The organism is Klebsiella sp. K47 (assembly GCF_051858335.1).
Lineage (GTDB): Bacteria > Pseudomonadota > Gammaproteobacteria > Enterobacterales > Enterobacteriaceae > Klebsiella > Klebsiella pneumoniae.
Genome location: NZ_JBPYUI010000012.1, coordinates 60,841 through 82,696, shown reverse-complemented (window position 1 = coordinate 82,696; position 21,856 = coordinate 60,841). Strand labels below are relative to the sequence as shown.

The following is a 21,856-nucleotide window of genomic DNA, read 5'->3' as shown; positions in this document are numbered from 1 at the left end:
GCAACGCTCACCGGGGCTACGATTCGTCAGGCTGGAAGTTATGCGCGGTCGGCATCAGCAATCGCAGCGCTCGCTTGGGGTTGCGCCGAGGCGTGCTCTTCTTTGGCCTTTAGCCGATCCCAGGCGCGGAAGAACGGATAGTAGACCACCAGCGAAATCGCTAAATTCACCACCTGCAGCACCGTGCCGGAGATATGCCCTCCGGTCGCCAGATAGCCGCTGATGAAGATCGGCGTGGTGAACGGCAGCGCGATTCCGGCGGGCGGCGCCACCAGCCCGGTCGCCATCGCGGTATAGGACACGATCACCAGCAGCACCGGCGTTAAAATAAACGGCAGAAAAAAGTACGGGTTCATCACCAGCGGGATGCCAAACACCATCGGCTCGCTGATGTTAAACAATGCCCCGGGCGCGGCAATTTTCCCCAGCTGCTTCATCTGCTGGCTACGGCTACGCAGCAACATAAAAATCACCAGCCCCAGCAGCGCGCCGGTACCTCCGGGGGCAATCCACAGATCGTAAAACTGCTGAGTAATGATATGCGGGATCGGCTGACCGTTCTGGAAGGCCGTCAGGTTCTCTGACATATTCGACAGCCATACCGGCTGGATAAACACCAGTACGATCGCGTCGCCGTGCAGGCCCAGGGTCCACAAAATACCAATCAAAATGACTGAAATAATCATGCCCGGCAGCGTACCGCCGACGTGGTGCATCGGAATACCAATCAGGGTGGCGATCATGCTGTTGATGTCGCCGAACGGCGAGGCCTCGACCGCCAGGCGCAGCGCCAGCACCACCGCCAGAACACAGAAGCCGGGGATCAGGGCGAGGAAAGATTTCGCCACTGCCGGCGGCACGCCGTCCGGCATGCGGATAACGAGATTGCGGCTGGCGACCAAACGATAAATCTCCGTCGACAGCAGCGAAATGACAATGGCGACAAACAGCCCCTGGCTACCGACCATGCTCACCGGGATCACCCCTTTAATCACCTCCGCCGCGCCGTGTACCGGCGTAAACAGCGTGTTCTGCGGGATCGTCATCATGAAGGCCACCAGCGACATCGCTCCAGCGCTCAGCGGATCGAGAGTGCGATACTTCTCCGCCAGCCGGTAGGCGATGCCGAAGCTGGAAATCAGCGCCATAATGTCGTAGGTCGCTTTCACCGGGTACAGCATTTTATCGCGCCAGACCTCGCCAAACAGGCCGCTCATCATGTCGGCATAGCCGGGGATCGGCAGGTAGGCGAAAATCAGGAAGAATGAGCCAATCAACATAAACGGCATATTGAGAATGATGCCGTCGCGCACCGACAGGACGTGCTTTTGCCCGGCGATTCTCAGCGCCGCCGGCATGACGTAACGTTCAATCCAGCTTGTATTCGACATGGTGTGCTCCCGAGGGGAAATAGCGGTCAGTTAAATTGCGTCAGCCATTGACGGTTGATGGTTAATACTTCATCCAGCAGCGCCTGGGCATCGGTGACGTTACCGACCAGCGGGTTGGTCACCAGCGCCAGCAGTGCGCTTTCGCGACAGCCGTGTACCGCGGCTTCAATCGTCAACCGCTCGAAGGCTTTCACCTGCTGGGTCAGGCCGTTCATCGCCGGCGGCAGCGGGCCGAACGCCAGCGGCCGCGCCCCTTGCGCATCAATAATGCTGTTGGTTTCCACCACCGCATCATCATCCAGGCCATGAATCGCGCCGTTGTTGCGGGTATTCACCACCATCTCCGCGCCCAGGTTGTTGTAGATCGCGTTGATAAGCTCGACGGCCACCTCCGAGTAGTAGGCGCCGCCGCGAAAGCTCAGTTGCTCCGGTTTTTCTTCCAGCTGCGGGTCGGCGTACAGCGCAAACAGCTCCTGCTCGACTTTCATCACCTGTTCGGCGCGGGTGCCCTTGGTTTTCGCCGCGGCGATCTCTTCCGCCAGCATCGCCGGCGTCAGCCAAAAATAGCGATGATAGGGGCACGGAATCGCCTTCAGCGCGCGCAGGAATTCCGCCGGCCACGGCAGCTCTTTAATGTTGTTCATCGACAGCGCCTTACCGTCGCACAGCATGTCGATCACCTTGCCGGTGACATCCTCGCGCCCCTGTAGCACCTTATGCACCCAAACCATATGGTTGAGCCCGGCAAAGCGCAGTTTTACTTCGGACTCCTGGGCGCCCAGCATCCCGACGATCATGTGCTGCATGTTGATCGGCACGTTGCACAGGCCGATGATCTTCGCCTTGCTGTAGCGGCTGACCGCCTCGGTGACGATCCCCGCCGGATTAGTAAAGTTGAGAATGAACGCTTCCGGCGCCAGCTGTTCCACTTTGCGCGCCACCTCAAGGATCACCGGGATCGTCCGCAGCGCCTTGGCAAAACAGCCGACGCCGGTGGTCTCCTGGCCCAGCAGGTGGTACTTGAGACCCAGCCGCTCATCGGCGGCGCGCGCCGCCAGCTGTCCGACACGCAGCTGGGTCAGCACAAAGCTGGCGCCGCGGATGGCCTCATCGAGCGTAAAGTGGACGCTGACCGCCACCTGCTCCAGCCCTTTATGTTTCAGCATCCGCCGGGTCAGCGCGGCGATGATCTCCACCTTTTCCCGGCCGGATTCGACATCTACCAGCGCCAGCTCTGTAACCGGAAGCTGCTCGTAACGAACGATAATCCCTTCAATAAGCTCCGGCGTGTAGCTGCTGCCGCCGCCGATAACGGCAATTTTCAGTGCTTGCATAGTGTCCTCTTTTCGGATTTTCGGCATACAGAGCGCCGCGCGCGATCGCCAGGACCGCACGTGATGATGATGAAAAACGGGATGAGAAAATTAGTGTTCGAGCAGGGCTAGCGCTTTATCCAACACCGCGGCGCCGCGCATCATGCCGTAGTCAGCCATATCGATCACCGCCACCGCCTTGCCCTGCGGCGCGGCCAGCGCGGTTAGCCGTCCGGCTTCATATTTAACCTGCGGCCCGAGCAGGATGACGTCGGCGTGTGGCAATTCGCGTTCAAATTCCGCCACCGCCACCGCATAGATTTCCAGCGCCAGCGCACGCTGCTGGGCTTCTGCTTTCATTTTGTTCACCAGCATGCTGGTCGACATGCCTGCGGCACAACAGAGTACGATTCGTGGCATTGCGCTTCCCCTTTACGTGTTATCGCTTCAGCCCTCAGGGCCTGGACGACTATATTGTTAATATTGTGTGATAGTGAAGGCTATATGAAAATAATTTTCACCGATGTGATCGAGGCTCAATTTTTGCGCATTTTTATCGCCAGGGCGTCACCCTTTACTGCTCTGACCATAGGAAATATGCGGCGTGAGTGCTATAAAGAGAGACAGTCGATAATTGAAAAATATTTTCAAATGCGGGTTTTGCCAAAGGGAACATGAGGATGGATATCGTAGGTCAGCTGCAGGAAGGAATGCGCCGCTTTAGTGCCCAGGAGTCGCGCGTCGCCACCTTTATTCTACAAAATCTAAGCTTTACCGCCAGCGCCTCTATTGACGAGCTGGCAGCCAGCGCGGGGGTCAGCCCAGCCACCATTACCCGCTTCGCCCGCTCGGTGGGCTGCGATGATATTCGTGATCTGCGTAAACAGCTGGCGCAGGCCAGCGAACGGCGCGCCAGCTGGCTTACGCCGGACAGCGCCGCCCTGCCCGTCGCCTGGCGCGACAAACTTAGCAGCCTTGGCGTTACCCTAACTCGTCAGCTCGGCCATACCGCGGAAGCGGCGGTGGAAAAGTGTAAATCGCGCCTGCTGAGCGCCCGTGCGGTACACTGCTTCGCCCTTGGCGCCCAGGACGTGACGCTGGCCGCGCTGCTCCAGCATCAGCTACTGCCCTCCGGCATCGCGATTAATCTCTGCCAGGATGCGGCGCTGATGCGGCTGACCGCCAGCACCCTCAATGACGATCATCTGCTGCTGGTGCTGGCCACTGCCGAGGCCAACCCTGTGTTGCAAAGCGCCACTTTGCAGGCGCGTACGCAGGGAGTGACCATTATTGCTCTGACGCCGGAACAGCACGCCCTTGGCGATATGGCCAGCGCCATCCTGCCGCTGCCCGCTGACCCGCAGCAGGCTCGCTATGCCCTGCTACTGCTGGTCGATCTGCTTAACGATACGTTGATTGCCTGAATATTTGCCCGTTTCATGCCTGAACGGGCTCGATTTTTGCTTATATTTTAAGCGCCTAAATTTACATTTATCGCCAGCGCCCATCATCCGTACTCTCACCTTTTTACCTTGTTCTGGGTCAATAAAATCGCAAACATCTTTGATGCAAATCACTACATATAGAACTTAAAATGCGCCTCGGCCCAACATGTTGTATTAATCGTCTATTATGTCACCATATCTTGTCGATGTCTGGCGGTGATGAGATGTGGATAAAACGGGCCGGATCCGAAGGTAAACAGCACGAGCCGTAGCGTGCAGCGCCTTCGGGATAACCTCCGCCTCTGTGGATAACCTGTTCTATATATGGAGTGATCATGACACCGCATGTGATGAAACGTGATGGCTGTAAAGTGCCGTTCAACTCAGAGCGCATTCAGGAAGCAATTCTGCGTGCAGCTAAAGCAGCGGGAGTCGATGACGCAGACTATTGCGCCACCGTCGCAGAAGTCGTTAGCCAACAAATGCAGGGCCGCGCCCAGGTCGACATCAACGAGATCCAGACCGCGGTGGAAAACCAGCTGATGTCCGGCCCCTATAAGCAGCTGGCGCGCGCCTACATTGAGTATCGCCATGACCGCGATAGCCAGCGTGAGAAGCGCGGCCGCCTCAATCAGGAGATCCGCGGCCTCGTCGAGCAGACCAACTCCGCGCTGCTCAACGAAAACGCCAACAAGGACAGTAAAGTCATCCCGACCCAGCGCGACCTGCTGGCCGGGATCGTCGCCAAGCACTACGCCCGGCAGCACCTGCTGCCCCACGATGTGGTGATGGCCCACGAGCGCGGCATGATCCACTATCATGACCTCGATTACTCGCCCTTCTTCCCGATGTTCAACTGCATGCTGATCGACCTGAAAGGCATGCTGACCCAGGGCTTTAAGATGGGCAACGCGGAGATCGAGCCGCCGAAGTCTATCTCTACCGCCACCGCGGTGACGGCGCAGATCATCGCCCAGGTCGCCAGCCATATTTACGGCGGCACCACCATCAACCGCATCGATGAAGTGCTGGCGCCGTTCGTCAGCGAAAGCTTCAAAAAGCATCGCAAAATCGCCGAAGAGTGGCAGATCCCGGATGCCGAAGGCTATGCCCGCGCCCGTACCGAAAAAGAGTGCTACGACGCCTTCCAGTCGCTGGAGTATGAGGTTAACACACTGCATACCGCCAACGGCCAGACGCCGTTCGTCACCTTCGGATTCGGCCTTGGCACCAGCTGGGAATCGCGGCTGATCCAGCAGTCGATTCTGCGCAACCGCATTGCCGGCCTCGGTAAAAATCGCAAAACCGCGGTGTTCCCGAAACTGGTGTTCGCGATCCGCGACGGCCTGAACCATAAGTTCGGCGACCCGAACTACGACATCAAACAGCTGGCGCTGGAGTGCGCCAGCAAGCGCATGTACCCGGATATCCTCAACTACGATCAGGTGGTGAAAGTCACCGGGTCGTTTAAAACGCCGATGGGCTGCCGCAGCTTCCTCGGGGTATGGGAAAACGAGAACGGCGAGCAGGTGCATGATGGACGCAATAACCTCGGCGTGATCAGTCTCAACCTGCCGCGCATCGCCCTGGAAGCGAAAGGCGATGAAGCCGCCTTCTGGGCGCTGCTGGGCGAGCGCCTGCAGCTGGCGCGCAAAGCGCTGATGACCCGTATCGCCCGCCTGGAAGGAGTGAAGGCTCGCGTGGCGCCGATCCTGTATATGGAAGGCGCCTGCGGCGTGCGGCTGAAAGCCGACGACGACGTCTCCGAGATCTTCAAAAACGGCCGCGCGTCCATTTCTCTGGGCTATATCGGTATCCATGAAACCATCAATGCGCTGTACGGCAACCAGCATATGTACGACAGCGAGGCGCTGCGTGAAAAAGGCGTAGCCATCGTCCAGCGCCTGCGCGACGCCGTCGATTTGTGGAAGGAAGAAACCGGCTACGGCTTTAGCCTGTACAGCACGCCGAGCGAAAACCTGTGCGATCGCTTCTGCCGTCTCGACACCGCCGAGTTTGGCGTGGTGGAAGGGGTAACCGACAAAGGTTACTACACCAACAGCTTCCACCTCGACGTGGAGAAGAAGGTCAACCCGTACGACAAGATCGATTTCGAAGCGCCGTACCCGCCGCTGGCCAACGGGGGGTTCATTTGCTACGGCGAGTACCCGAATATCCAGCATAACCTCAAGGCGCTGGAAGACGTGTGGGATTACAGCTATCAGCACGTGCCGTACTACGGGACCAATACGCCGATCGATGAGTGCTACGAGTGCGGTTTTACCGGCGAGTTCGAGTGCACCAGCAAGGGCTTTACCTGCCCGAAATGCGGTAACCACGACGCCGCCCGCGTTTCCGTTACCCGCCGGGTGTGCGGTTATCTCGGCAGCCCGGACGCGCGGCCGTTCAACGCCGGCAAGCAGGAAGAAGTGAAGCGCCGCGTGAAGCACCTGGGCAATGGGCAGATTGGTTAATTCCAGCTGGTTTAGCCCCTCCCCCTCTCCCCAACGGGGAGAAGGGACCGGCCCCGTAGCCGTTTGGCCACTAAGGAGCCGTTCCCGGATCGCGGCGCATAGCGCCTTATCCGGGCTACAACCGCGTATGCGGCTTTTCGTAGCCTGGGCGAGCGCAGCGACGCCGGGAGCCGTTCCCTTTACAAATGCACAGCACCTCCGTTTTCGCAAAGCAATTAACGTCAGAGCAAGGCGGCAAACGAAGGAATCCCCGGGAGCGTACATTCAGTACGTGACCGGGGTGAGTGAGCGCAGCCAACGCCGCTCTGGCGTTAATTGAGAAGTGAAAATGAATTATCACCAATACTACCCCGTCGACATCGTCAACGGCCCCGGCACCCGCTGCACCCTGTTTGTCTCCGGCTGCGTCCACGAGTGCCCCGGCTGCTACAACAAAAGCACCTGGCGGGTGAACTCCGGTATGCCGTTTACCGCTGAGATGGCCGACCGTATCATCGCCGACCTCAACGACACCCGCATCAAACGCCAGGGGCTTTCGCTCTCCGGCGGCGATCCGCTGCATCCGCAGAACGTCGCGGATATTTTAAAGCTGGTTCAGCGCGTACGCGCCGAATGCCCCGGCAAAGATATCTGGGTCTGGACCGGCTATAAACTGGATGAGCTGAATGAGGCGCAAATGCAGGTGGTGAACCTGATTAACGTGCTGGTTGACGGTAAGTTTGTGCAGGATTTAAAAGATCCGGCGCTTATCTGGCGCGGCAGCAGCAACCAGGTCGTACATCATTTGCGATAGCGTTTAGAGCCGTTTATTCGCCTGATGATAAACGGCCGCTTTCTCTCTTTTGCCAATGGCAATAACGTAAACCACCACCACACTATCTCGTACTTGATACACCAACCGATAACCTGACGCCTTAAGCTTGATTTTGTAGCAATCCGGTAAATCGCTCAGCCTGGTCGACTCAATTCGCGGATTCTGCACAATCTGCTGGAGCTTATTTTTGAACTGTTTTTTGACCGTCTCGCCAGGCTTCTGCCATTCGCGCCAGGCTCGTGGATCAAACTCCAGTTCATAGGTCATCCAGACTCACCTTAACCCCCGGCCGTGGGTTTTCCAGCCGTTCGCGAACGGTGCGTAATAACGCCGCTTCGCCATCACTGATGGTCATACTTTTCACCGGCATGCGGCCATTTTCAGCAATGTATTGAAACAGCAGGCGTACCGCCTCCGTTGGTGTCATATCGAGTTTCTCCAGCACGGCATAAGCCTCTTTTTTGAGTTTATCGTCCAGTCGAACATTGAGCGTGGCCATTATGCCTCCGGAAAGGGGAATTTTGTAATGCAGTATAGCATTACATTTGAATTACACTCGAATCTGGAAAACGCCTCTCAAAACCGGCTGACGCACTCCATCGCCACCGTTTTAAACTCATCGAAGCTGCGGGTCGCGGCGAGGCGACTCATGGCGCGCTCGCGCAGGAAAGTCACGAAAATATCGTAGATCGCCATCGCCTCTTCATACTCGCGCTTGCTGATAGCGAGCAGGAAGATGAGATGGGCGGTTTCGTCGCCCCAGGCGATGCCCTGCGGGGCGATAACGGTATAAACCACCGTCTTTTTCGCCAGCAGCCCCAGGGAGTGCGGCAGCGCAATGCCATCCCCCAACATGGTGCTGACGATCGCTTCACGTTCCACCACCGAAGCATGAAACTCCGCATCGACAAAGCCTTCCTCCAGCAGCTGCTGGCACAGCTCGGCGAACAGCGTTTGCTGATCCATCGGCTTATCAACCACCCGGAAGTGGGCGGCATCGAAGTACTTATTCAGCATCCACGGACGGGTACGGTCCACCAGCACCAGCTTGCCGATTTGATCCAGCTGATAGTCGGTGGGGAACGGCGCGATGGTCACCACCGGCTTGTCTTTTTCGCCGATCCGCACCGTTGAGATAACGAAATCCGCCTCGATCGCGTCCCGCTGTTCGTACTCGCGCTGGGAGATGGTAGCGGCGATCTCCAGCTGCGGATATTTACGCTGCAGGATCGCCTCGATCATCCGTACCATCGCATTGCTGGTATCGCACACCAGCAGCACCTGCGGCTGACGCTGGTAGCCGATGTTGTAGTGGCGCTCCAGCCCAACGCCGATATGCAGCACCAGAAAGCCGATTTCGTTTTCGCTGATGGTGTACGGAGTATATTTCCCCCAGCTGGAGACCGCGGCCAGGGTCATATCCCAGGCCATCGGGTAGTGCTGTTTGATGTTATCCAGCAGCGGATTGGGGATCATGATCTGGTAGCGCACCCGGGTGATCATGGTTTTAATGTGGGTCAGCAGATCGGCATGCAGCTGGGCGTCGTCCAGCAGGTTGTAATTATACTGGCTGTTGATGTAGCGCAGGATGTAATTGACCAGCGCTTCATCATCGTCGGCGCTGATAGTTTCCGGATCGACATCCTGCACCTGACGGGCCGCGATATGCACGCATAGCCACTCTTCTTCGGCGGGCGATAAAGGTTTCCCGGCCAGCCGCTGCAGCTCGCCCGTCAGCTCGCGCGCGGCGTCGCGGACGTTCTGCGCCACATCTTCAGCGCTGAATTCGGCCAGCGGGTAGCCTTCGCTGACGCGGCGCACCACCACCGCGCCATACAGGCAGACAAAGCGCTCGCCGGCGTCGGTGAGGCGAATATGATGCCGCGTGAGCGTCTCCTGCAGCACCGGCTCCAGCAGCGCTGGCACCTCCGCCGCAAAGGCCTCGGCGCCGATCGGCGGCGCGATATCGCCTTGCTGGGTCAGCTCCCACAGCAGGTCGGTCAGGCAGGCGCGAATTGACACCTCGCTGCCGAACAGCTTCATGCCGTGGCGCGGGCGGGTTTCAAGAGTCAGCTGATAGCGCTGGAAGCGCTCGCGCACCTCAACCATGTCATTTTGCAACGTGGCGCGGCTGACGAACCACTCATCCGCCAGGTCTTCCAGCTTGATAGAGAACGCCGAGGTCAGGAAACGCACCAGCAGAAACGTGATGCGATCCTGGGCGGTACGCGGCACGTGCTGCGCCTTCGGCGCGGTCTCCTCCAGCGCCTGGAAACTCGTCGGATTATCTATCTTCAGCTGATAACCGCTGCCGCGGTTAAGGATAAACTGCGCGCCGTATTGCGCCAGCAGCGTATTCAGGGCGGTAATATCGGCGCGAACGGTACGGGTGGAAACCGACAGGCGTTGCGCCAGCTCATCCTGCGGCAGCGTTTCATTTCGCAGCAGGGTGAAGAGTTGCGCTAAGCGTTGGTTGGGAAATCGCATGTCAGTTCCTTGTAATTACGGCTCAGGGTTGGGCGGATATCACCATCTGCGATGGGCTACCGACCGGCGTATAGTCGGAGGCAAAGGTTAATTTGCCATCCTTCGGCGCCACGCTGAAGCGGGTAATATTATCGCTACGCTGGTTCATGACGTACAGCCACTGCCCCTGATTATCCAGCGTCAGGGTGCGGGGATAATCGCCACGCGTCCAGATATCTTCCTGGTGACTCAGGCTGCCGTCGGCCAGCACTGTGAAGTGGGCAATGCTGTTATGCAGGCGGTTGGCGACATATAGCTGTTTGCCATCGTTGCTCAACACAAGTCCGGCGGCAAAGCTGGTGCCTTTATACCCTTCCGGCAGCGCGGAGACAGTTTTGCCTTCACGCAGCAGGCCGCTTTGCTTATCCAGATGATAGAAGGTCAGCGTCGAGGCTTCCTCATTAATCAGCCACAGGCCGTCGCCCTGTGGCGTAAAGACGAAGTGGCGCGGGCCGGCTCCCGGCGACGAGGCGGCGATAAACGGCGGATCGTTCGGCGTTAGCTTGCCGCTGGCGCTATCCAGCCGATACTGATAGATCCGATCCAGCCCCAGATCGGTAGAGTAAACGTATTTCCCGCTGGGATCGGCGGCGATCATATGGGCATGCGGGCCGTTGTGATCGCTGATGGCGAAGCTGCCCTCGACGGCCGCCGCCGGGCGTTCGGCGCCTGCCGGGCCTTCATCCTGATGCCTGTCCACCGCCTCAGCCAGGCTACCATCTTCTTGCACCGGTAGCACGGCGATACTGCCGCTGACATAGTTAGCCACCAGCAGATGCTTACCGTCCGGCGTCAGGGAGAGATACACCGGCCCGGCGCCGCCGGAGGCGACCTGATTGAGCGCGGTCAGCTCGCCGTTCTTTTCAATGCGCCACGCCTGCACCACGCCTTTTTCGACTTCACTGGCGGCATACAGCGTTTTGCCATCGCGCGACACGGTTAACTGCGCGACGTTCGGCAACGAGCTCACCAGCGTCTTATCGCGCAGGGCGCCGGTTTTGGCATCGACGGTAAAGCGATACAGACCTTCGCCATTGGGGTTATAGGTGCCTACCCAGGCATAGTGGGTTTGCGCGGCGCCCGCGGCGGCGGCAAACAGGGACAGTGAAGCGACAAGCAGATGACGAGCGACAGGCATAGCAACTCCTTGATGGTTCAGTGGGATAAGCTGCCCCTCACCCTTTGAGGGTGAGGGGCAAGGGCACTACTTCACTAACTGTTTGGTCATCTCCAGCAACTGGCGCACATCGGCCGGGCGGGTGTTGCCGCTGGCTTTATCGATAATCGAGCTGTAAATATGCGGGATGATTTTGCTCACCCCGGCATCGAGGGCGATTTTCAGGATCTCGCTGTAGTTTTCCAGATCGATACCGCCGGTCGGCTCGAGCCAGAAATCGTGCGCGGCACAGGCTTTAGCGACGGCTTCGAATTCGACGCGGTGCTTCAGGCCGCCCATCGGGAAGTATTTGATGGAGCTGCCGCCCATGTCTTTCAGCAGCGCGATGGCGGTTTCCAGCGGCACAATGCCATCCGCCGCGCCGCTGCTCAGCGGGCCGGTGGAGATCTTCACCATTCCCGGCGTACCGGTGGGAGAGACCAGGCCGTTGACCACCGTCTCGTTCTGCCCGAGCAGCGCGCGGCTGGTAGCCACGCCGGTGAAGACCTGGTTGACGTGCTGCGGCTGCACCTGGCGAGAAATCTCGCTCACCATCGCCGACTGGTTTGGATCGCCTGCCCCCAGCCCGACGGAGAGCGCGTTATCAATCAGCTTCGCGTAGTCGCGCATATCGGCCACCGCGCTGGCGACGTCCGGATAGTTTTTGGAGAGCACGCCGACCAGGACGTGACCTTCCGCCGCGTCGTAAATTTCACGGGCGTTGTCTTTGCTGCCCGCCAGGACGTTCAGGCACACGCGGTCACGGTAAAAGTTTGGGGTCAATTTCATGCTTGTTTCTCCTTATTCAGAACTTCTGCGATGCGGCGAGCGACCACCGCCAGCTGCTCCGCGTTCACGCTGCGGACATCGGCTTCGATAATGCCTTCATTCGCTTTATAGCCGCGGAAGTAGATGGCGTATTCACCCTGCTTCAGCGCGTTAACCAGATCGCCGGTCTTCACGCCGGTCGTGACTTCATCAAATTTAATTTCGGCGCGGGCGATATCGCGGCCCGCGCTGTCCCACACCACGCGGGCGGTCACGCCGTTAAGCGCGTTGAGCTGTTCGATAAACGGCGTCATCTTCGCCACCATCTGCTCGCCGCTCTCTTTGCTCGCCGTCAGGTAGTGTTCAATGGCGCAGGTCAGGCCGAGAATGCCCTCTTTACCCACTTTCATCGCCCGGCCAATGCCCATCGACTGGCGCTTAACCCACTCGACGTACTGCGTTTTGCCGATCACCAGCCCGCTGGTCGGCCCTTCAATCGCTTTCGCGCCGCTGTAGATAACCAGGTCGGCGCCCATGCGGTAGTAGCACTGCAGATCTTCTTCCGCCGCCGCATCGACGATCAGCGGCAAGTTATGCTGGCGCGCCACTTCCGCGGCCTGCGCCACGTTGAGCATGCTTTTCTGCACGCAGTGGTGGGATTTGATATACAGAATTGCCGCGGTGCGCGGAGTGATCGCCGCCGCCAGCTGTTGAGCAGAACATTCGTTGGCGTAGCCCGCTTCCACCAGCTTACCGCCGCCCAACGCCACCATGGTGCCAACCGGCGCGCCGAAGTTGACGTTGTGGCCCTTCGGCAACACGATTTCGTTATTCTCAATCGGCGTAACGTGCAGGTTCTCCAGCAGCCAGTCGCTGTCTTTCACCAGCACCGCCGCTACCGACTGGGCAATCCCCGCCGACGCGCAGGAGACAACGGTCGCCCCTTCCACATCCAACAGTTTGGCGATGTACTCGCCGGTTTTATTCACCAGGTCTTTCATTTCAAAGTACTGGTTCATACCGGCCATCGCGGCTTCCACCACTTCCGGGCGCGGCGTGGAAACGCCCAGCGCCGTCATGCGGCCAGAAGTATTAATCACCTGTTTTAAATGGTATTTCTCAAAAATCGAAGGCATGTCCCGCGCTCCCTTGTTCGGTCAGATAGCCTTTGCCCGCGCGGATCGCGGCCAGCGGCACCAGAATGTTGTCAGCCTGCAGGCTCTCTTTTTCGGCATCCACCAGCAGCGAGGGCCGGTGCTCCAGGCGAAATAGCGTTAAATCGGCGTCGAAGCCCACTTCCAGCCGCCCTTTACGCGACAGGCGCAGCCCTTCTGCGGCGCTGACGGTCACGCAGTCAATCACCTGCGGCAGCGTCATGCCGATGGCGAGGAATTTCGACATCACCAGCGCCAGCGAGCGCACCGGGCCGTCGATCCGGTTGCGGCAGTAAATATCGGAGCTAATGGTGTGCGGCAGAATGCCCAGCGCAATCGCCCGCCGCGCCACCTCAAAGCTGAAGCTGGCGGTGCCATGGCCGACATCGAGACGCACGCCGCGCTGCAGAGCGCGAGTAATAGAGCTGCGCAGCTCGCCGGCAGGATTCAGAATGCGGTTCGGCTTGCCGTTATAGCAGTGGGTAATGATGTCGCCGCTGCTCAGCAGATCGGCGATTTCATCGAGGTTCGGCGGGTTATTGCCGATGTGCACCATCAGCGGCAGATCGTCGTTTTCCTGCTGAATGGCCTTGGCGCGCGCCAGCGGCGTAATGCCGTTTTCGCCCACCACGCTGCTGCTCATCCGCGCCTTCAGGCCGACGATAAAGTCGGGATGACGCTGCACCGCCTGCTTCACCGCGGCGGCGTCGATATTGGCCATATTGGCCAGCTCATTCTGCGCAATCAGCCCGACGCGGGAGATGTTGAGCAGCGCATAAACTTCCGTCGCCGCTTTACGGGTCAGTTGATAGAAGTCATCGACGTCGTCGGCGCCGGTGCTGCCGGCATCGATCACGGTGGTGACGCCGGTGGCGATGCCGACGCTATCCGGCTCATCGTGATAAATCGGTGAATTCGGGTAGCAGTGAACGTGAGAGTCAATCCAGCCAGCGCTGACGTAAACCTTGCCGTTCAGCTCAATGGTTTTACGGGAGGGCGCGCTAATCTCGCCCAGCGCCGCGATTTTCCCGTCCTGAATGGCGATATCAGTCAGGGTATCGTCGACGAGGCGCGCGCGGCGCAGGAGTAAATCAAACATAGCTATCTCCTGATGAAAAGAGTGTACGGATGGCGGCGTACCGCCTTATCCGGCCTACAAACCGCGCTGGCTTGTAGGCCCGATAAGCGCAGCGCCATCGGGCGCTTAGCTAATCGCCACCGGGAAGATGGAACCGAGGATCATCGCCCCGAGGATGGCGCCGCCGGTGATCGGTTTCTGCCAGATGTAGAACAGCAGTGCGCCAACCAGCGAGCCAATCCCGATAGGAATCGAGGCGGTCATTGCGCTGAGGATGATCAAGGGACCGAGGAAGCGGCCGGAGGCGTTACCGGCCCCCATCATCACGTCGGCGCCGTAGGTGGAATCGCTCTGGTTGATGGTGAACTTACGCGCCAGAATGATGATGTAGCCCACCGCCAGGCCGAGGACCAGGCCGGTGACCAGCGACGCGGCGAAGTTCGCCACCGGGAAGACAAAGCCCGCGCCGAGCAGCAGCGCCGGCACGCCAAGACCGATACCGGTCTGTATCGCGCCGCCGATATCGAGGATCCCTACCAGCGACCCTTCGATGATGCGGGCGAACAGGAAGCTGGCGCCAAACGCCGCCACCGCGCCGTAAACGCCGGTATCAATCCCCGACTTCAGCATCGCCACGAAGGCCACTTCGTTAAAGGCGCCGATGCCGTACAGGTAGTACATGTGGGTCCCGGCGAAGACGCCGGAGGAGAGCAGGCCAACAAAGATCGGGAACGACCAGTCGGCATACCAAAAACCTTTATTCTGTTCCATTATCCGGCTCCCGTTACTTGCCGCTGAGTGAGTTGTGGATCATGTCCAGCCAGTTCGGCACGGTCAGATGGAAGGATTCGATCATCTTCATGTCGAAGCCACGGAAGAAGCCGCTGAGGACAAACAGCGCGACGATGGCCACCATCATCACTTTAGTCACCCGGTTCCAGCCGCTCTCTTCGACGCCTTTACCGATCAGGATCCCCAGCACCAGACCCGGTACGGCGTTACCCATAATCAGCTGCGCGGCGCCGCCGAAAATCGTCGCCCAGAAGCCTGATTTTTTACCGGCATCGATCGCCGCCAGCCAGAAGATCACCGGCATCACGGTGTTTACCAGCAGGTTTGCCGCCGGCACCAGTACCTTAACGGCGGTCACCTGCAGCGCTTCCGGTACGGACGAGGCGGTCAGGTTGAGGAAGGCGACGACAATCATGCCGATGATGCCGCAGGAGATGGCCATTTTTTTCGGATCGTGCAGCGTTTCGCCGACGTTACGATTTTTCAGCATCAGCGCCGCCGCGCCCCAGTTGGGGATAATGCGGTGGTCAACATCCTGGGTGAAGGAGCCTGCTGCAACGGAAGAGGCCCAGGCGTTAAAGAAGAAGCCAAGGCCAAAGGAGAAGTGGGAGGCCGGATCGCCCTCACAGGAATTCAGCTCGCCCAGGGTTCGAAACGCCCCCATCCCCTGCGTGGTGGGGGCATGAAACATGCGTGCCGCTCCGGCGCCCACGCCGACGCCGACCAGGCCGCCGATGATAAGCGATTTTATTAAAATTATCAGGAACATAGTCAGACCTTTTGCTAACAATCAGGTTTGCGTGACGAAATCCACTTTATCGAGATCGATGGCGGTCACGTTGACGGTGACGTCCAGCTCCACGCTGTAGGTCCGTCGTTCACGGCGCAAAAAGAAGAACAGAAACGCCTCTTTTCGTACCGCTTCGCGCGCATGAACAACCGTCACGTCCTGTGGCTCAATACGCAGTAGGATGCGCGAGGATGATTTCATCACCGCAGCCTGCACATGGTTCAGGGCATCGGCGAAGGCCCGTGATTTGCTTTCGCCTTTGCCGGCAACCCTCACCGTGGTGGTGAATTGCTCTTTCATACTTATGCGCCGTATTTCTTTTTCCAGGCTTCTACCAGCCGCTCGCCCAGCTCTTCTTTATCCATAAAGCCGAAGCCCAGCACGTTGCAGCCTTCGTTGATAGCGGTGACGCCCTCATCAATAGAGCGCATGCCATATTTTGCTTTGTAGCCGTATTTGGTCTGGGCGGTGATGGCGCCAGCGCCGCCGCTGCCGCAGAAGGAGATGCCGAAGGTGGCGTTTTCCGCTTTCATTATGTCGCCAAGCTTCATGTCGGCCGCAACGCCAGGGACGACCACAGCACGTGCGCCCGCTTTTTCAGCGCCTGCGGCGACTTTTTGGCCTTTACCCAGACGGTCGCCAATGACTACAGTGATTTGTTCCATGTTTTGCTCCTTACAGGTTATCTTTCGCGACTTCGAAGTGGACGGAGAGCAGCCAGGCCTCTTCATCAGGCAGGTTGCCGAACTGTGCGACCACTTCGCGGGCCAGCATCATTGAATCTTCAGAAATTTCTTCGAACAGACTGGCATCCACTTCCGGTAGCGGTTCGCCGCTGATTGACCGGTGGGCCATGGCCCGCACGTGGGAAGTCAGCATTTGCTCCTGAACGTCGTTAGGGACGATGTCGTGACGGCTTAACAGGGCGAATACCTGCTGTAACATCTTGTCAGCCAGGCGTTCGGTCTGCGCCGCCTGCTCCCCTACGTCGTTTATTACCGCTCCGTTATTCACTTGTGTTACCCCGCTGATGTCTCTGGAAATCAAGGTAGCGCCGGGGGTCAGGAGTTTGTAGCGAGTTGTTTTCCACTTCGAAGTGGAAAGGGAGAAGGCTTAGGTGATCGACTCCACATATTCGCCGGATAAATGTAAAAACAGGCGATATGACGTGATGCGCATCACAACAATGGTCGAGGTTTAGCGGAAAACGACCGCAGAAAGACCGGAAAAAGAAAAGGGAAAAATGTGATATCGGTAGGCTTTCAGGTGGGAGGCATCGGCTGATGCCTCCCGAAAAGAACGGTTAGCGGTACTTCTTATGATAGGTGTTGCGGGTGGTTTTAAACTCCTCCGCGGCGGCCTGCGCCTCTTTCACCTTGCCTTCGTTCGCCAGCTTCAGCGCACCGTCGATCTGGCCGATCAGAATATCCAGACCGTGACGGTAATCTTTCATCTCAGCGCTGTCGGCCGCTTTGCCTTCCAGCTTCGGCGGGGTCTCTTTCTGAGCATCGACCGCGGCGGTACGCATCTTATTCAGCGCCGCTTTCAGCTCGCCGGCGTCGGAGGTCTTCTGTACCACTTGCAGGTTTTCTGCCAGAGTGTCCATGTCTTCGCCCAGGTCGGCGAAGGCCGACGCTGAACCGAGCGCAAAAGCAGAGACAGCCAGCATCGCTAACAGTTTTTTACGCATTGCTCACTTCCTTTTTATTATTTAAGCAAACAGGTGTTATTGCCCGGCGATTTTCATCTCCGGCAGCAGCACAGAACCGCACTGAATGTTGCTGCGCGTTTCAATATCATCGCCAATGGTCACGATATTACGCCACATTTCTTTCAGATTTCCTGCAATGGTGATCTCACTGACAGGATATTGAATTTCGCCGTTTTCTACCCAGAAGCCGGATGCGCCGCGTGAGTAGTCGCCGGTGACGCCACTGACACCCTGCCCCATCAGTTCGGTAACCACAAGACCGGTGCCCATCTCTTTAAGCATCTTTGCAAAACTCAGGCCGCGGCCGTTAATGCGCCAGTTGTGGATGCCCCCGGCGTGGCCGGTGCTTTTCATCCCCAGCTTGCGCGCTGAGTAATTGGTCAGCAGCCACTGGGTCAGCACGCCGTCTTTGACGATATCGCGACGTTCGGTGCGCACGCCTTCGCTGTCGAACGGCGTGGAGGCCAGCCCTTTCAGCAGGTGCGGATGCTCTTCAATGGTCAGCCACTCCGGCAAAATTTGTTTGCCCAGCGAATCGAGCAGGAAGGTCGATTTACGGTAGACCGCGCCGCCGGCAATCGCTCCGACCAGGTGACCAAACAACCCGGTCGCCACTTCGTTGGCGAAAATGACCGGCGCCTTCATGGTCGACAGCTTACGCGGCGCCAGGCGCGACAGGGTGCGGCGGGCGCACTCTTCCCCGACCCATTCCGGGGACTGCAGATCCTCGATCGCCCGGCCAATGGTGTAGGCGTAGTCGCGCTCCATATCGCCGTCATCTTCCGCAATGACGCAGCTGGAGAGGGAATGGCGAGTCGAGCAGTAGCTCTGCAGCATGCCATGGCTGTTGCCGAACACTTTGATGCCGTAGTGGCTGTTAAAGCTGCCGCCTTCGGTGTTGGTGATGCGTTTATCGGCCTTCAGGGCCGCTTGCTCCGCGCGGGCGGCCAGTTCGATAGCGTCGTCCGGGGAGACCTCCGCCGGGTGGAACAGGTCCAGATCCGGGGCGTCAAAGGCCAGCAGATCTTTATCGGCTACGCCGGCAAACGGGTCCGGGGAGGTATAGCGGGCGATATCCAGCGCCGCCTGCACGGTGCGGGCGATAGCGTCCGGGCTAAGATCGGTGGAGGAGGCGCTGCCCTTGCGGTTCTGATGGTAAACCGTGATGCCTAATGCCCCATCGCTGTTGAATTCTACATTCTCCACTTCGCCATAGCGGGTGCTGACGCCGATGCCCGTGGTTTTGCTGACGGAAACTTCCGCACCATCAGATTTACCTGCCGCCAGTTCCAGTGCCGTGGTAACGGCTTCTTCCAGCGTCTTACGCTGCTGTGCAACTTGAGAGATGACTTTCATTGCTAATGCCATAATGTAAGAAGGAGTTAACTGAAGTCTAACAGAGAACCGTTTTTCAGTGCGCGCCTTAACTGGTAACATTAGCCTCTTTTTTTAAGGAGCCTGAGATGACAAAGCAGCCCGAAGACTGGCTCGACGACGTGCCCGGTGATGACGTTGAAGATGAAGATGATGAAATCATCTGGGTCAGTAAGAGTGAAATTAAGCGCGACGCGGAAGAACTGAAGCGTCTTGGCGCGGAACTCGTTGACCTGGGGAAAAACGCGCTGGATAAAATTCCGCTGGATACCGACCTGCGCGACGCCATCGAACTCGCCCAGCGAATCAAAAAAGAGGGTCGCCGCCGCCAGCTACAGCTTATCGGCAAGATGCTGCGCAACCGCGATGTCGATCCGATTCGTCAGGCGCTGGACAAGCTGAAAAACCGTCACAACCAGCAGGTTGCGCTGTTCCACAAGCTGGAGCAGATCCGCGATCGACTGATTGACGACGGGGATGACGCCGTCGCTGAAGTGCTGAACCTGTGGCCAGATGCTGACCGTCAGCAGCTGCGTTCGCTGATCCGCAATGCGAAGAAAGAGAAAGAAGGCAACAAGCCGCCGAAATCGGCGCGCCTGATCTTCCAGTATCTGCGTGAACTGGCGGAAAACGAAGGCTAAGTCCCGCTGTTTTTGCCCGCAATAGTCTCCCGGATGGCGGCGCGCTGCGCCTTATCCGGGCTACGGTTCCCTATATCAAACGGTTACTCAACACCGTAGGCCCGCGCAAGCGCAGCGCCGCCGGGCAAGCTGTACCAGACTCCGTTCCCGTCGTTATGCCGGATGGCGGCTAACGCCTTATCCGGCCTACGGAGCCCTGTATATCAAACGGTTACTCAACACCGTAGGCCCGCGCAAGCGCAGCGCCGCCGGGCAAGCTGTACCAGACTCCGTTCCCGTCGTTATGCCGGATGGCGGCTACGCCTTATCCGGCCTACCTTCACCCCAGCTCTAAGGCTTGCGCCAGCAGGGGATTCCCGTCGCATCGCCTGAATCCCCTCATCCACACGACGATACGTTTGTTTATTGCCTTGCTGCCAAGCTGAATCGTTAAAGCTAAAAACAATATAGATCACATATCCTGGTGATAAATACGTATTACTCAGCAAAATAATACGACTTTTATCTCATTTAACATCATAAAAACGGCCACTTTCTCACCAGGTGAGGCGCTTCACATTTTAATCACCCCCATGCCGGTAGATTTCACACGTCAATGACACAATCGATTCAGCAAAAAGGGAATAAAAATGAAAAAGACATTGGTTCTGACGACGATCGCCCTGCTGGTTTCCGGCTCGGCCGTGGCAAAAACATGGGTGCTGACGAACGCTGAAGAGGGAATGGATAAAGGAAACTGGCAGATCAACAGCGATCAGCTGAAGGTGAAAGACCATGCGTTCAGCATTGAGCAAAAAGTCCTGCACGGCGGTAAGCAGGAAGGCAGCAAAATCCTCACCATTCATAGTAAAGACGGCCTGACCATCACCCTGAGCCCGACACGCGGCATGAACTTGCTGCGTATTGAGGGTTTCGGCAGCCGGATGGGCTGGGATTCGCCGGTTAAAGAGGTCGTCAACCCGGCGTTTATCAACCTGGAAAGCCGCAATGGCCTCGGCTGGCTGGAAGGATTCAACGAGATGATGGTCCGCTGCGGCTATGAATGGACCGGCCATCCGGTGACCGCGGACGGGCAAATTTATACCCTACACGGCAAGGCGGGCAACACGCCGGCCTCTCTGGTGGAGGTGGAGGTGGCCGATAGCGCGCCGTATGAAATCCGCATCCGCGGGCTGGTGAAAGAGAGCACCTTTAAAAAAGCCGATCTGCAGACCCTGACCGAACTGCGCTACGTCCCGGGCAGCAACAGCTTCAGCCTGCATGATGTCTTAACCAACCATGCCGACTATCCGCATGATTATCAGATCATCTACCACAGCAACTTCGGCACCCCGATCCTCGAAGAAGGCGCGCGTTTCCTCGCCCCGATCTCCAGCATCAGCCCGTTCAATGATTACGCGAAGAGCGGGTTAAAAACCTGGCAAACTTATCAGGGACCGACCAAAGATTTTGACGAGATGGTATTTAATATTCAGCCCCTGGCCGATGAAAATCACCAGACCCTGGCCGCCGTGGTCAACAAAGCGGGCGATAAAGGGGCCTCTATTCAGTTTGATACCCGTCAGCTGCCGGTCCTGACGCTATGGAAAAACACCGATACCGTCAAGCAGGGCTATGTCACCGGTATCGAGCCGGGGACCAGCTACGCCTATCCGGTGACCATTGAACGCGAGCAAAAACGCGTGAAGCAGCTGCAGCCGGGCGCCAGCGCGCAGTTTGATCTAACCTACACCCTGCTGCACGATAGCGCCCAGGTAGCCGCCGTTGAGCAGAAAATCGCGCAGATTCAGGGCGATAACAAAGTCGCGGAGAACGAGACGCCGATCGCCAAAGAGTAACAGCGCCGCCAATCGAATGCCCGGAGCGGTACGCCGAGCCGGGCTACTCCCGCCCCATCACCTCGTGCCCGAGATCCCGGGCAAACTGCTGATACTGCCGCTCATCGATCGGCTGCGGGTAGCTCAGCACCAGCAGCTCATGATCCGCAATGCCCTGATGATAGCTCGGGTGATGATGCGCCCAGGGATTAGCATGGAACCCCATCGACTGATAAAAGCGCAGCCGTTTATGGGCGATGGCCGTGGTTAGCGGATCGATTTCCAGAATGGTCAGCGGGGCGCGCGTCAGGATCTGCGCCAGCAGCTGTTTACCATAGCCGCGGGAGCGCAGCGTGTCGTCGATGGCCAGATGTTCGATATAACCGTAGCCGGCAAACTGCCAGCAGCCGCTGAGGCCGACAAAGACGCCTTCATCGAACCATGCTTCCAGCGCGTAGCGCGGGTGGCTCAGCGCCTGACGTTTGGCCTCGCTTTCGCGCTGCTCGTGCCACGGAAAGGCGCGCGCGTAAAGCGCGTCCAGCATGGCGAAATGGGGCGAGTCGGTAGAACGTACGCTTTCGCAGGTCAGCATCACACAATTCCTGGTAGCTA

24 protein-coding genes and 1 pseudogene are annotated in these 21,856 nt (G+C 58.2%); 6 read left to right on the top strand and 19 right to left on the bottom strand.

The genetic code is table 11. The features are described from left to right. Positions 1-38: 38 nt before the first annotated feature. The 3 genes from celB to RRF55_RS13715 form a co-directional block, all read right to left on the bottom strand. Positions 39-1,391 (bottom strand): PTS cellobiose transporter subunit IIC, encoded by a 1,353-nt coding sequence (celB, locus tag RRF55_RS13725; RefSeq protein WP_004177661.1) that lies wholly within the window; start codon positions 1,389-1,391, stop codon positions 39-41. A gap of 26 nt (positions 1,392-1,417) precedes the next feature. Further along, positions 1,418-2,725, bottom strand: a complete 1,308-nt coding sequence (locus tag RRF55_RS13720; protein WP_087830489.1) for a 6-phospho-beta-glucosidase — start codon at positions 2,723-2,725, stop codon at positions 1,418-1,420. Positions 2,726-2,815: 90 nt separating this feature from the next. Next, a complete protein-coding gene (locus tag RRF55_RS13715) occupies positions 2,816-3,124 on the bottom strand; it encodes a PTS sugar transporter subunit IIB (protein WP_002886907.1) in 309 nt (102 codons plus the stop codon). Between the two features lie 84 nt (positions 3,125-3,208). Here RRF55_RS13715 and RRF55_RS13710 point away from each other — a divergent pair, with 84 nt between their 5' ends. From RRF55_RS13710 to nrdG, 4 genes are all read left to right on the top strand, one after another. Then, positions 3,209-3,382 carry a hypothetical protein gene (locus tag RRF55_RS13710; RefSeq protein ID WP_004222159.1) on the top strand — a complete coding sequence of 58 codons (174 nt, stop codon included), beginning with the start codon at positions 3,209-3,211 and terminating at the stop codon, positions 3,380-3,382. 2 nt (positions 3,383-3,384) lie between these two features. Then, complete coding sequence (locus RRF55_RS13705) at positions 3,385-4,128, top strand: MurR/RpiR family transcriptional regulator (protein ID WP_002886905.1); 744 nt, start codon at positions 3,385-3,387, stop codon at positions 4,126-4,128. A 356-nt stretch (positions 4,129-4,484) separates the two neighbouring features. Next, positions 4,485-6,623, top strand: coding sequence for an anaerobic ribonucleoside-triphosphate reductase (gene nrdD / locus RRF55_RS13700; RefSeq protein ID WP_032415880.1), 2,139 nt, complete (start codon positions 4,485-4,487; stop codon positions 6,621-6,623). Positions 6,624-6,951: 328 nt separating this feature from the next. Beyond that, on the top strand, positions 6,952-7,416 hold the full coding sequence (gene nrdG, locus RRF55_RS13695; RefSeq protein ID WP_004178375.1) for an anaerobic ribonucleoside-triphosphate reductase-activating protein: 465 nt from the start codon (positions 6,952-6,954) through the stop codon (positions 7,414-7,416). Between the two features lie 3 nt (positions 7,417-7,419). Here nrdG and RRF55_RS13690 read toward each other — a convergent pair whose 3' ends face one another. The 14 genes from RRF55_RS13690 to pmbA all read right to left on the bottom strand — a co-directional run bounded on the left by RRF55_RS13690 (position 7,420) and on the right by pmbA (position 18,780). Beyond that, on the bottom strand, positions 7,420-7,704 hold the full coding sequence (locus tag RRF55_RS13690; protein WP_004178374.1) for a type II toxin-antitoxin system RelE family toxin: 285 nt from the start codon (positions 7,702-7,704) through the stop codon (positions 7,420-7,422). Continuing rightward, a complete protein-coding gene (locus RRF55_RS13685; protein WP_002886901.1) occupies positions 7,694-7,936 on the bottom strand; it encodes a type II toxin-antitoxin system RelB/DinJ family antitoxin in 243 nt (80 codons plus the stop codon). The genes RRF55_RS13690 and RRF55_RS13685 overlap by 11 nt, the downstream gene beginning before the upstream one ends. A gap of 77 nt (positions 7,937-8,013) precedes the next feature. Beyond that, positions 8,014-9,924: a BglG family transcription antiterminator gene (locus RRF55_RS13680; RefSeq protein WP_009486549.1), complete on the bottom strand. Its 1,911-nt coding sequence runs from the start codon at positions 9,922-9,924 to the stop codon at positions 8,014-8,016. Positions 9,925-9,946: 22 nt separating this feature from the next. Beyond that, entirely contained in the window at positions 9,947-11,101 is a 1,155-nt protein-coding gene (locus tag RRF55_RS13675; protein WP_004178372.1) for a lactonase family protein, read from the bottom strand. Between the two features lie 66 nt (positions 11,102-11,167). Further along, a complete protein-coding gene (gene dagF / locus RRF55_RS13670; RefSeq protein ID WP_004186692.1) occupies positions 11,168-11,908 on the bottom strand; it encodes a 2-dehydro-3-deoxy-phosphogluconate aldolase in 741 nt (246 codons plus the stop codon). Beyond that, the gene (locus tag RRF55_RS13665; protein ID WP_016531236.1) at positions 11,905-13,023 is read right to left on the bottom strand and encodes a DgaE family pyridoxal phosphate-dependent ammonia lyase; all 1,119 of its coding nucleotides are present in this window, start codon (positions 13,021-13,023) and stop codon (positions 11,905-11,907) included. The genes dagF and RRF55_RS13665 overlap by 4 nt, the downstream gene beginning before the upstream one ends. Further along, complete coding sequence (locus RRF55_RS13660; RefSeq protein ID WP_023280779.1) at positions 13,007-14,140, bottom strand: amidohydrolase/deacetylase family metallohydrolase; 1,134 nt, start codon at positions 14,138-14,140, stop codon at positions 13,007-13,009. Before RRF55_RS13660 ends, RRF55_RS13665 begins: the two co-directional genes overlap by 17 nt. Positions 14,141-14,245: 105 nt before the next feature. After that, positions 14,246-14,890, bottom strand: a complete 645-nt coding sequence (locus tag RRF55_RS13655) for a DUF4310 family protein (protein WP_004152267.1) — start codon at positions 14,888-14,890, stop codon at positions 14,246-14,248. 13 nt (positions 14,891-14,903) lie between these two features. Further along, complete coding sequence (locus RRF55_RS13650; protein WP_002886897.1) at positions 14,904-15,680, bottom strand: DUF4311 domain-containing protein; 777 nt, start codon at positions 15,678-15,680, stop codon at positions 14,904-14,906. A 21-nt stretch (positions 15,681-15,701) separates the two neighbouring features. Then, positions 15,702-16,001: a DUF4312 family protein gene (locus RRF55_RS13645; RefSeq protein ID WP_002886896.1), complete on the bottom strand. Its 300-nt coding sequence runs from the start codon at positions 15,999-16,001 to the stop codon at positions 15,702-15,704. Positions 16,002-16,003: 2 nt separating this feature from the next. Next, positions 16,004-16,366, bottom strand: a complete 363-nt coding sequence (locus RRF55_RS13640) for an SFCGS family glycine-rich protein (protein WP_002886895.1) — start codon at positions 16,364-16,366, stop codon at positions 16,004-16,006. A gap of 10 nt (positions 16,367-16,376) precedes the next feature. After that, positions 16,377-16,715 carry a PRD domain-containing protein gene (locus tag RRF55_RS13635; RefSeq protein ID WP_002886894.1) on the bottom strand — a complete coding sequence of 113 codons (339 nt, stop codon included), beginning with the start codon at positions 16,713-16,715 and terminating at the stop codon, positions 16,377-16,379. A gap of 289 nt (positions 16,716-17,004) precedes the next feature. After that, the gene (cybC, locus tag RRF55_RS13630) at positions 17,005-17,391 is read right to left on the bottom strand and encodes a cytochrome b562 (RefSeq protein WP_002886893.1); all 387 of its coding nucleotides are present in this window, start codon (positions 17,389-17,391) and stop codon (positions 17,005-17,007) included. Positions 17,392-17,427: 36 nt separating this feature from the next. After that, on the bottom strand, positions 17,428-18,780 hold the full coding sequence (gene pmbA / locus RRF55_RS13625) for a metalloprotease PmbA (RefSeq protein WP_004152265.1): 1,353 nt from the start codon (positions 18,778-18,780) through the stop codon (positions 17,428-17,430). A 95-nt stretch (positions 18,781-18,875) separates the two neighbouring features. Here pmbA and yjgA point away from each other — a divergent pair, with 95 nt between their 5' ends. Next, a complete protein-coding gene (gene yjgA / locus RRF55_RS13620; RefSeq protein ID WP_004177664.1) occupies positions 18,876-19,427 on the top strand; it encodes a ribosome biogenesis factor YjgA in 552 nt (183 codons plus the stop codon). A 330-nt stretch (positions 19,428-19,757) separates the two neighbouring features. Here the strand turns inward: yjgA and RRF55_RS13615 are convergent. Further along, positions 19,758-19,872 (bottom strand): annotated as a pseudogene (locus tag RRF55_RS13615) (hypothetical protein). Between the two features lie 184 nt (positions 19,873-20,056). Here RRF55_RS13615 and RRF55_RS13610 point away from each other — a divergent pair. Further along, positions 20,057-21,265: an aldose 1-epimerase family protein gene (locus RRF55_RS13610; RefSeq protein WP_020324896.1), complete on the top strand. Its 1,209-nt coding sequence runs from the start codon at positions 20,057-20,059 to the stop codon at positions 21,263-21,265. 43 nt (positions 21,266-21,308) lie between these two features. Here the strand turns inward: RRF55_RS13610 and RRF55_RS13605 are convergent, their stop codons facing one another. Next, complete coding sequence (locus tag RRF55_RS13605; RefSeq protein ID WP_002886889.1) at positions 21,309-21,836, bottom strand: GNAT family N-acetyltransferase; 528 nt, start codon at positions 21,834-21,836, stop codon at positions 21,309-21,311. Positions 21,837-21,856: the final 20 nt, after the last annotated feature.